This window comes from Streptomyces lushanensis (assembly GCF_001700515.1).
In the GTDB taxonomy this organism is placed as follows: domain Bacteria; phylum Actinomycetota; class Actinomycetes; order Streptomycetales; family Streptomycetaceae; genus Streptomyces; species Streptomyces lushanensis.
The window spans coordinates 1-1639 of sequence record NZ_MAUD01000385.1 but is presented as its reverse complement, the minus strand read 5'-3'; the positions used below and the strand labels follow the sequence as shown (position 1 = coordinate 1639).

Annotated in this window: 1 protein-coding gene; it reads right to left on the bottom strand. The window is 71.8% G+C overall.

Annotated elements, in window-relative coordinates:
• Positions 1-84: 84 nt before the first annotated feature.
• Positions 85-1639: D-alanyl-D-alanine carboxypeptidase family protein (locus BFF77_RS26945; RefSeq protein WP_141698537.1), on the bottom strand; the 1555-nt coding region annotated here is incomplete at its 5' end.

Below are 1639 nucleotides of genomic sequence, written 5' to 3'. Positions count from 1 at the left end.
CGCCGGTGCGGACACCCTCCTCGGATGACCTCGGATGACCTCGGGTGGTACGGGCCGGGCCTGTGGGCCGGGCCGGGCCGCGGCTCAGCCGATACGCGTCAGCTTCGCTCCGAAGCCGGGCTCGGCCAGGTCCTTCTGGAGCGCGACCGGCGTGGAGACCTCACCGGAGCCCGACCCGATGGTCAGCTCGCCGACCACCGTGCCCGCCCCCGCCGCGTGCGGAACCTGCCGACCGGCGACCACACCCAGCTTGAGCCTCACATCGAGACCGGCCCAGCCGACCGCCTTCAGGTCCTTCGCCGCGACGACCGGCGTACGGCCGCCGAGCCCGTCGTCGACGTACCCGACGACCTCGCCCTTCTTGACGACGGCGGCGGAGGTGACCCCCTCCTGCGCGGCCCTGATCACCTTGAGGCTGTTGTCGATCGAGAGCTGGAGCTTGTCGTCCAGGGTGGCGCCCTGCTGGGCGCCCATCACCGCACCGATGATCCGCCGGCTCTCACCGTCGATGATCGTGTCCGCCGTCCAGAGCAGATTGCCGCCGGCCGGTGTCGAGGAGCCGGTCTTGATCCCGCTCACACCGGGCTCCAGCAGGATCCGGTTGTTGTTGTAGATCATCGGCTCGACGCCCGGGATCTTTATCTGGGGCGTGTTCACGATCTCGCGGAACACATCGTTCTGCATGACCGCCTTGCCCAGCTTGAGCTGGTCGGCGGCGGTGGAGACCGTGCTGGCCTCCAGACCGCTCGGGTCCGTGTACGTGGTGTTCGTCATGCCGAGGTCCTTGGCGGCGGCGTTCATCTTCTCGACGAAGGCCTCCTCGGACGTGGCGTCCCAGCGGGCGAGCAGCCGTGCCGCGTTGTTGCCCGACGGGATCATCAGAAGCTGGAGCATCTGCTTCTGGGTGAACTGCTGGCCTTCCTCTATCGGCGCCGTCGACTCGTCCGGGCGGTTGGACTCCTCGCCCGCCTGCTTGTCGACCGTGATCTTCGGGCCGACCTCGTCGCCGCTGATCGGGTGCTCCTTGAGGATCACATAGGCGGTCATGGCCTTGGCGACACTGGCGATCGGCGCGGGCTTCTGCTCGCCGTACATACCGATCGTGCCGACGCCCTCGACCTCGGCACCGCCCTGGCCCTCGTCGGGCCACGGCAGATCGAGCTTGCCGCCCTCGAAGGTGTACGTCGGGTCGCCGGAGAGCGCCAGCTCGGGCGCGGGCAGGGGCCGCAGGGCCTGGACGACCGCGAAGACGATCAGCAGGAGCAGGACGAGCGGCGTCCAGATCTTGACCCGCCGGACGGCCGTACGGACGGGCGTCTCGGGCGGCGGCGGGGTGTTGGTCAGCTCGGCGAGCAGATCGAGCGGCGGCAGCGGCGGCATGGGCTGCTGCCGGGTCCGCTCGGCCTCGGCGGGCGGCGGCGGTACGTCGGTCCCGCGCAGCGGTACGAACGTACTGGCCGGCTCGGCGGACGGGGCGGGCTCCGCGGAGGGCGCGGGCTGGGCGGTCGGCTCGGCGGACGGCCGGTCGGCCGGCGGCACAGCCGGCGTGGCGGTCGGGCGGGCCGTGGCGGTGGCCTTGCCCGACGGCTCGGCGTTCCGCTCGGCGCTCGCGCCGTCGGCCGCCCGGGCGGCGGGCTCC